Here is a 7590-nt window from a genome sequence, read left to right as displayed (position 1 = left end):
CGCAGCGATCTGTTGAGCGTGGAAACCGGCGAATTCCTGCGCTCGGCCGAGGACGTGGGCGACATCGTCGTGGGCGTGCACCAGGGCCGCCCGATCTACCTGCGCGAAGTGGCCCAGGTGGAAGCCGGCGCCCAGTTGCCGCAGCGCTACCTGTGGCACACCCCCGGCCCGGCCGACGCCGCCGTGCCCGGTGCCGTGGTCGGCCAGCACTACCCGGCGGTGACGGTCACCGTGACCAAGAAACCCGGCGAGAACGCGGTGGACGTGGCCGCCGGCGCCCGCGCGCGGCTGGACGCGCTGCGCAACACCGTCATCCCCGAGGGGGTGCAGGTGGCCATCGCCCGGGACTACGGCCAGACCGCCGCCGACAAGGCCAACAAACTGATCCAGAAGCTGATCTTTGCCACCGGCAGCGTGATCGTGCTGGTCGGCCTGGCCCTGGGCCGGCGCGAGGCGGTGATCGTCGGCGCCGCCGTGGTGCTCACCCTCACCGCCACGCTGTTCGCCTCGTGGGCCTGGGGTTTCACCCTGAACCGGGTGTCGCTGTTCGCGCTGATCTTTTCCATCGGCATTCTGGTGGACGACGCCATCGTGGTGGTGGAGAACATCCACCGCCACCGGCAATTGACGCCGGACGCGCCGTTGTCGGTCGTCATCCCGCGCGCGGTGGACGAAGTGGGCGGCCCGACCATTTTGGCCACCTTCACCGTGATCGCGGCGCTGTTGCCCATGGCCTTCGTCACCGGACTCATGGGGCCCTACATGGGCCCGATCCCGATCAACGCCAGCATGGGCATGGCCATCTCGCTGGCCATTGCCTTCACCGTCACGCCCTGGCTGGCGCTGAAGCTGATGCACAAAGGCCCCCACGCTTCGCTGCCCCCCGAGGGGGCGCCTTCCGGCCTTGGGGCGGCCCGGCGCCCGGAAGCCGATGGCCACGCCGCGCACGGCCCGAGCCGGCTGACGGGTGCGCTGCAAAGCACCTTCACGCGGCTCCTCACCCCTTTCCTGCGCAGCGCCCGCCACCGCTGGCTGATGCTGGGCGGCATCCTGGCGGCGCTGTTTCTGTCGGTCGGTTTGACGGTGGTGCAGGCGGTGGTGCTGAAGATGCTGCCCTTCGACAACAAGAGCGAGTTCCAGGTGGTGCTGGACATGCCCGCCGGCAGCGCGCTGGAAAGCACCGCCGCCGCCCTGCAGGACATGGGCGCCTACCTGGCCCAGCAGCCCGAGGTGACGCACGTGCAGGGCCACGCCGGTACCGCCAGCCCCATCACCTTCAACGGCCTGGTGCGCCAGTACTACCTGCGCGCCGACGCCGAGCAGGGCGACCTGCAGGTGAACCTGGCCGGCGCGCACGAGCGCCACGAAAAAAGCCACGCCATCGCACAGCGCCACCGGCCCGCGCTGGAAGAGATCGCCCAGCGGCACGGCGGCCGCGTCAAGGTGGTGGAAGTGCCGCCGGGGCCGCCGGTGCTGGCGCCCATTGTGGCCGAGGTCTATGGCCCGGACGAAGCCGGTCGGGCCGAACTGGCGCGCCGCGTGGCCCAGGCCTTCGCCGCCACGCCCGACATCGTCGGCATCGACACCACGCTCAAGGAGGAAGCGCCGCGCGTCTTCCTGCGCATCCGGCGCGCGCGCGCCGAGTCGCTGGGTATTCCGGTGCAGGTGGTGGCGCAGACGGTGCACGCCGCGCTCTCGGGCAGCGACGCCGCCTACCTGCACGACGGCCACGCCAAGTTCGCGGTGCCGGTGCGCCTGCAACTGCCGCGCGAGGCCCAGGTCGGGCTGGACAGCGTGCTGGCCCTGCCGCTGAAGGCCGGCAACGGCCAGATGGTGCCACTGTCGGAACTGGTGACGGTGGAGCGCGGCGTGATCGACCAGCCGCACTTCACCAAAAACCTGCTGCCCGTGACCTACGTGTTGGGCGACATGGCCGGCCGCACCGACTCGCCGCTGTACGGCCTGTTCGGCATCCGGCCGCACCTGTCCCAGGCCGCCCTGCCCAACGCCGGCGAACTGGGCGAATACTGGATCCACCAGCCCAGCGACCCCTACCGGCAGTACGCCGTCAAGTGGGACGGCGAGTGGCAGATCACCTACGAGACCTTCCGCGACATGGGCGCGGCCTATGGCGTAGGCCTGATCCTGATCTACCTGCTGGTGGTGGCGCAGTTCAAGAGCTACCGCACGCCGCTGATCATCATGGCGCCCATCCCGCTGACCATCATCGGCGTGATGCCCGGCCACGCCCTGCTGGGCGCGCAGTTCACCGCCACCAGCATGATCGGCATGATCGCGCTGGCCGGCATCATCGTGCGCAACTCCATCCTGCTGGTGGACTTCATCGAACAGGAGACCGCCCGCGGCCTGCCCTTTGCCGACGCGGTGCTGCTGTCGGCCGGGGTGCGGGCGCAGCCCATCATCCTCACCGGGCTGGCCGCCATGATGGGTGCCTTCTTCATCCTGGACGACCCGATCTTCAACGGCCTGGCCGTGTCCTTGATCTTTGGCATCGCCGTCTCCACCTTGCTCACCTTGGTGGTGATCCCGGTGCTGTACTACGCCGCGTACCGCCACCGGCACCCGGTGCCAGCGGCCTGATGGCCCCACCGTTTTTTTTGAAGGAGTGACCCCATGAACGTCGAACGCTACATCCGTGTGATCGCCGGCCTTTTCGTGTTCGTTTCGGTGGCGCTGGGCGCACCGTCCAGCCCCGTGTTCGTCAACGAATGGTTCCTGGCCTTCACCGCCTTTGTCGGGGCCAACCTGTTCCAGTTCGGCTTCAGCAACTTCTGCCCCCTGGCCATCGTCCTGAAAAAGCTGGGCGTGTCCGAGGGCGCGCAGTCCTGCAAGTCCTGCTGAGGCGGGCGCGGCCATGACGCTGGCGTCGCCCACCCCGCTGAAGTTTCTGGCACCGGGCTGGTTCTCGCCGGTCATGGGCCTGTGCGGCCTGGCCCTGGCCTGGCGCAGCGCCACCCCGGCGCTGGGCGAGATGGCCACCGGCGGCACGCTGGTGCTGGCCGGGCTGGCGCTGCTGGTGTTCGTGGCCGTGGCAGCGGCCTCTTTACTGCGCTGGCAGCGCCACCCGCAAGCGCTGGCCGAAGACCTGCAGCACCCGGTGCGCCACGCTTTTGTGGCGACCGTTCCGGTGTCCTTGATGTTGCTGGCCACCTGCGCCCACGCGCTGGGCCTGGGCGGTGGGGCGGTGCAGGCCGTCTGGTGGACCGGCAGCCTGCTGCAGTGGTGGGCCACGCTGTGGGTGCTGGGCCGCTGGCTGGCGCCACAAACGGGTCCGCAGGCCGCCGCGGGGGGGCTGTGGCCCGGCCTGACTCCGGTGCTGTTCGTGCCGGTGGTGGGCAATGTGGTGGCGCCGCTGGCCGGTGTGGGCCTGGGCCACCCGGTCTGGGCCGTGGCCCAGTTCGGCGTGGGCGCCCTGTTCTGGCCCGTGGTGCTGACCCTGGTGCTGGCCCGGCGCCTGGCCCACGGCCCCCTGCCCGACCGCCTGCTGCCCACCTGGGCCATCGCGCTGGCGCCGCCATCGGTCATCGGCCTGGCCTTGCTGCAGTTGCAGGCACCGCTGCCCCTGGCCATGGCCTGCTGGGGCGTGGCGCTGTTCACGCTGTTGTGGGTGGGCGCCCAGGGTCAGCGCATGGTGGCCCAGCCTTTCGGGCTGTTGTTCTGGGCCTGGTCCTTCCCGCTGGCGGCCTTCAGCGCGCTCACGCTGCAACTGGCCGACCGGCAGGGCCTGCCCGCCCTGCAGACCGCCGGCTTGTTGGCGCTGGCCCTCACCTCGCTGGTGGTGGTGGGCCTGGTGCTGGGCACGGTGCGCGGTCTGCGCCAGGGCACGCTGCTGGCGCCGGAGCCGGTGGCGGCTATCGTGCCGGCGAACAGTCCGTGAAACCGTAACGCTCGCAGAAGGGGCTGCCCAGCAGCGGCAGCCACTGCGGGTAGGCGTGGAACTGGCGCGCCACCTCGGCCAGCACGCCGTCGCGGTAAGCGGCGTAGCGGAAGCCGCTGCCATCCAGCGTGTGGTAGGTCACCCCGGCCACCTCGAACTGGCCGACGCGCACCTGCTCGAACCAGGCGCGGTGCGGTGCCGGGTCCACCGGGTCGCGGAACAACACGCGCACGTTCTGGCCGTCCCAGGCGCGGAAGTCCACCAGCTGGTCGTCCTGGCGCGCGTGGTGCCGGCCCAGGCCGTACACCGGCACGTACGTGCCGCTGTAATACGACAAGATCGCCGCCGGGCTGTAGGCATGGGCCATCAGGTGGGTGTGGGGTGGCAGGTCGCGCTGCAGGCCGGCCAGCACTGCCGGCAGCTCGCGCAGGAACACGGCCTTCTCGTACAGCGGCGTGGCCTGCCACCAGGCCAGCGGCGCCCAGGCCACGGCGGCCACCGCCAGCAGGTGCGGCAGCGACAAGGCCAGCGTCCAGCGCCAGGCGCGGCGCAGGCGCGGCACGTCCAGCCGCAACGCGGCCCACAACACGAACAGCGGCACGAAACCCAGCACCCAGTGCAGGCCAATGCTGCGGCGCAAGCCGAGCAGCGCGAACATGGCCATGGGGAAGAGCCACAGCACCGCCACCACCCGGCCCATGGGCACCGGGCGGCCGCGCGCACGTGCCGCCTGCCACCACAGCCAGGGGGTGAACAGGTACACCGCCATGCCCAGGTACACCGCGAAGGTGCCGAGTTGCCAGCGGCTGCCCTCGTTGCGGTTGTAAAAGTTGAACATGATGTTCGTCCAGCCGTGGGTGGCGTTGAAGTACAGGTTCAGCCCGATCGACGGCAAGGCGAACAGGAACATCCAGGGCAGGGCCCACCAGCGGTCGCGGCGCCAGCCCAGCACGTACACCGCATAGGCCAGGCCAAGCAAGGCGGCAAAGTATTTGGACAAGAACGCCAGGCCCACGAACAGACCCGCGAGCGCATACCAGCCCGGCCGCCCGCCGGCGGCCTCGGCCCGCAGAAAGGCCCAGGCCGACAAGGCCATGAAGAACAGCAGCGGCGTGTCGGTGGTGACGAGCACGAACAACCACGACCAGGGCATGGCCAGGTAGACCGCGCCCGCCCACCAGGCCGCGGCCTCGCGCTCGGCCGGCAGGAAGCGCCGGGCCAGGTCCACCACGCCCAGGGCGATGGCGCTGGTCACCAGCAGCGTGGCGGCGCGCAAGGCCAGCGGGTGCTCGCTCACCTGGCGCAAGGCGGCCAGCCACCAACCGATCATGGGCGGGTGGTCGGAGTAACCCAGCGCCGGGTACACGCCCCACTGGTAGAAAAAGGCCTCGTCTCCGGTCATGGGGAAGCCGGCGGCCAGCACCCCCTTGAGCAGCAGCGTCAGCCAGAACATCCCGGCAAAAACCCGGCGGGCCGGCTGCAGACCCTCGTCCCACCCAAGCGCCCCAGCGCCGTTGACATGCTTCATCGTTCGTTTCCTCAGGCGTCGCTGGCCAGCAGCAGCACCCCCATCACAATCAGTCCGGCGCCCAGCAGGCGCGGCCACGACCACGGTTCGCCCAGCCAGAACACGCCCGCCACCAGGGTGATGACGAAGCCCAGGCTGACCAGCGGGTAGGCCAGCCCCACGTCGAGCCGCGACAGCACCCACAACCAAACCAGGGTGCTGACCCCGTACAGGCCCAGGCCGAACCAGACCCAGGGACTGGTCAGGGCCTGCAAGTAGGTGGCCCCCACCCCACCACCGGCTGGGGCCGACATGCCCACCTTCATGGCCAGCTGCGCCCCGGCCGACAGGCAGACGCAGAGCAGCGCGAGCAGCAGGGGCAACAGTTTTCCGCCCACGCTCACACCCCCCAGGACGCCAGCGCGCCCAGCAGCGTCAAACCGGCCAGCACCCACCAGCTGAAGCGGTCGTGCAGGGCGAACTGCAGCGGGTCTTCGCCGTGCAGCTCGCGCCGGCCGGTTTTGAGCCAGATGCGCATGATCCACCACAACAGCAGCGGCACCGCGCCCCACAGCCAGCCAGGCTGGGCGTAGAGCTCGCGGCCGTTCTGGCTGTCGATGTACAGCGCCAGCACCATCACCGTCAGGAAGCCGCTGGCCACGCCCATGGCGCGCAGACCGGGCAGGTCGTCCTGGTGGTAGCCGCGGCCACGGGCGCGCTCCACGGCGCTGTCCAGCAGCACTTCCTCCAGCTCGGCGCAGCGCTTGACCAGCGCCAGCCCCAGGAACAGGAACAGCGAAATCGCCAGCAGCCAGTTCGACAGCTCCACCCCGGCCGCCAGCGCGCCGGCCACCAGGCGCAGGGTATACAGACCGGACAGCAGCAGCACGTCGAGCAGCGCCACCCGCTTCCAGCGGAAGGAATAGGCCAGGGTGACGGCGGTGTAGAACAGCAGCGCCGCCAGGAAGGCCGGCGACACCGCCCAGGCCAGGGCGTAGGCCAGCGGGAACATCAGCCCCATCAGCCCCACGGCGGCGGCGATGCCGATGCGCCCCGCCGCCAGCGGCCGGTGCCGCTTGTGGGCGTGGCGGCGGTCGTTGGGCAAATCCAGCAGGTCGTTGATCAGGTAGGTGGCCGACGCACACAGGCCAAAGGCCAGGAAGGCCAGCGCCACCGGCCACCAGGCCGCAGCGTCCCAGCGGTGGGCGGCCAGCACCGGCACGAACAGCAGCCCGTTCTTGGCCCACTGGCTGAGGCGGATGGCCTTGAGCCACTGGCGCAAGGTGGTCGGCTCGGCGGCGAACACCTGGGCCTGGGGGTGCCGCCGGCGCAGGCGGGCCAACACCCCGGCGGGCGCGTTCACTGCCACTGCTTCGGCCGCCCCGTCCCACACGGGCAGGTCGTCGGCGCTGTTGCCGGCGTAGGCGTAGGCGCTGTGGCCGTGCGCCCGGGCGTGCTGTTCGATGGCGGCGCGCTTGTGCTGGCGGCTCAGGTTGAGGCGTTCGGCCCCGGTGTTGCTGGCCAGCACGTCGGCAAAGCCCCCCAGGTGCCCGGCCACGGCCTGGGCGATGCGGGCGTCGGCCGCGGTGGCCAGCACCAGCGGTCGCCCCTGCGCCTGTTGCGCGCGCAGCCAGTCCAGGAAAGCGGGGGTGTAAGGCAACTGCTCGGGCGCGGGGCAGGCGTGTTCGGCCACCTTGCGCTTGAACGCGGCCTTGCCGCCCAGCAGCCACCAGAGCATGCGCAACAGGTAGAGCGGGCTGGCGCGCAACAACAACAGCACCGATTCGTGCAGCGTGTCGGTGCGCACCAGGGTGCCGTCCAGGTCCACGTACAGCGGCACCGGGGGGGCAGGAGGCAGAGCGGTGCTCATCGGGGCAAATCCAGGCATGCTGGATTGTAGGCAGCCGTGCCCCGCCCTGCCGCTGCTGCGGTTACGATGAACCACCTGCGCGTGCAGCGCGGCCCGATTGACCGTTCGACCGTCCATGCCCCTCAGCCCCAGTCCCCTGCCCCCCCTGGTTTTTGTCGAGTTGCTGGCCGGTCCCGACCGTGGCCTGGCGGCCCTGCGCTGGCAGGGCCCGACCGAGGCCAGCGAGGCCACCGGGCTGCTGCCCTGGCTCGCCCAGCCGGCCCTGGCCGAACTGGGCACCGCCCTGCCCTGCCTGTGGGACCGCGCCCGGCTGCA

General features: G+C 70.7%; 7 protein-coding genes. 4 read left to right on the top strand and 3 right to left on the bottom strand.

Annotation, left to right across the window (positions count from 1 at the left end; genetic code table 11):
• The 3 genes from CON77_RS07965 to CON77_RS07955 form a co-directional block, all read left to right on the top strand.
• A partial coding sequence (locus CON77_RS07965; protein ID WP_101048636.1) for an efflux RND transporter permease subunit occupies window positions 1-2601 on the top strand: 2601 nt, incomplete at its 5' end.
• Window positions 2602-2634: 33 nt separating this feature from the next.
• Window positions 2635-2862 carry a YgaP family membrane protein gene (locus tag CON77_RS07960; protein ID WP_101048635.1) on the top strand — a complete coding sequence of 76 codons (228 nt, stop codon included), beginning with the start codon at window positions 2635-2637 and terminating at the stop codon, window positions 2860-2862.
• A gap of 13 nt (window positions 2863-2875) precedes the next feature.
• Window positions 2876-3898, top strand: coding sequence for an SLAC1 family transporter (locus CON77_RS07955; protein ID WP_101048634.1), 1023 nt, complete (start codon window positions 2876-2878; stop codon window positions 3896-3898).
• Here CON77_RS07955 and CON77_RS07950 read toward each other — a convergent pair.
• Genes CON77_RS07950 through CON77_RS07940 form a run of 3 tightly spaced genes read right to left on the bottom strand, consistent with a single transcriptional unit; the run spans window position 3873 to window position 7275 of the window.
• Window positions 3873-5426, bottom strand: coding sequence for a glycosyltransferase family 39 protein (locus CON77_RS07950; protein WP_101048633.1), 1554 nt, complete (start codon window positions 5424-5426; stop codon window positions 3873-3875). The two genes, CON77_RS07955 and CON77_RS07950, sit on opposite strands and share 26 nt — an antisense overlap.
• An 11-nt stretch (window positions 5427-5437) precedes the next feature.
• Window positions 5438-5788: a DMT family transporter gene (locus tag CON77_RS07945; protein WP_157826876.1), complete on the bottom strand. Its 351-nt coding sequence runs from the start codon at window positions 5786-5788 to the stop codon at window positions 5438-5440.
• Between the two features lie 17 nt (window positions 5789-5805).
• On the bottom strand, window positions 5806-7275 hold the full coding sequence (locus tag CON77_RS07940; RefSeq protein ID WP_101048631.1) for a UbiA family prenyltransferase: 1470 nt from the start codon (window positions 7273-7275) through the stop codon (window positions 5806-5808).
• Window positions 7276-7390: 115 nt separating this feature from the next.
• Here CON77_RS07940 and CON77_RS07935 point away from each other — a divergent pair.
• Window positions 7391-7590 (top strand): hypothetical protein (locus tag CON77_RS07935; RefSeq protein ID WP_157826875.1); only part of this gene is annotated, 200 nt, incomplete at its 3' end.

This window comes from Macromonas nakdongensis (assembly GCF_002837145.1).
Lineage (GTDB): Bacteria > Pseudomonadota > Gammaproteobacteria > Burkholderiales > Burkholderiaceae_C > Macromonas_B > Macromonas_B nakdongensis.
Note: the sequence above shows the minus strand (reverse complement) of the source record. Positions and strands in the feature narration are given on the sequence as shown.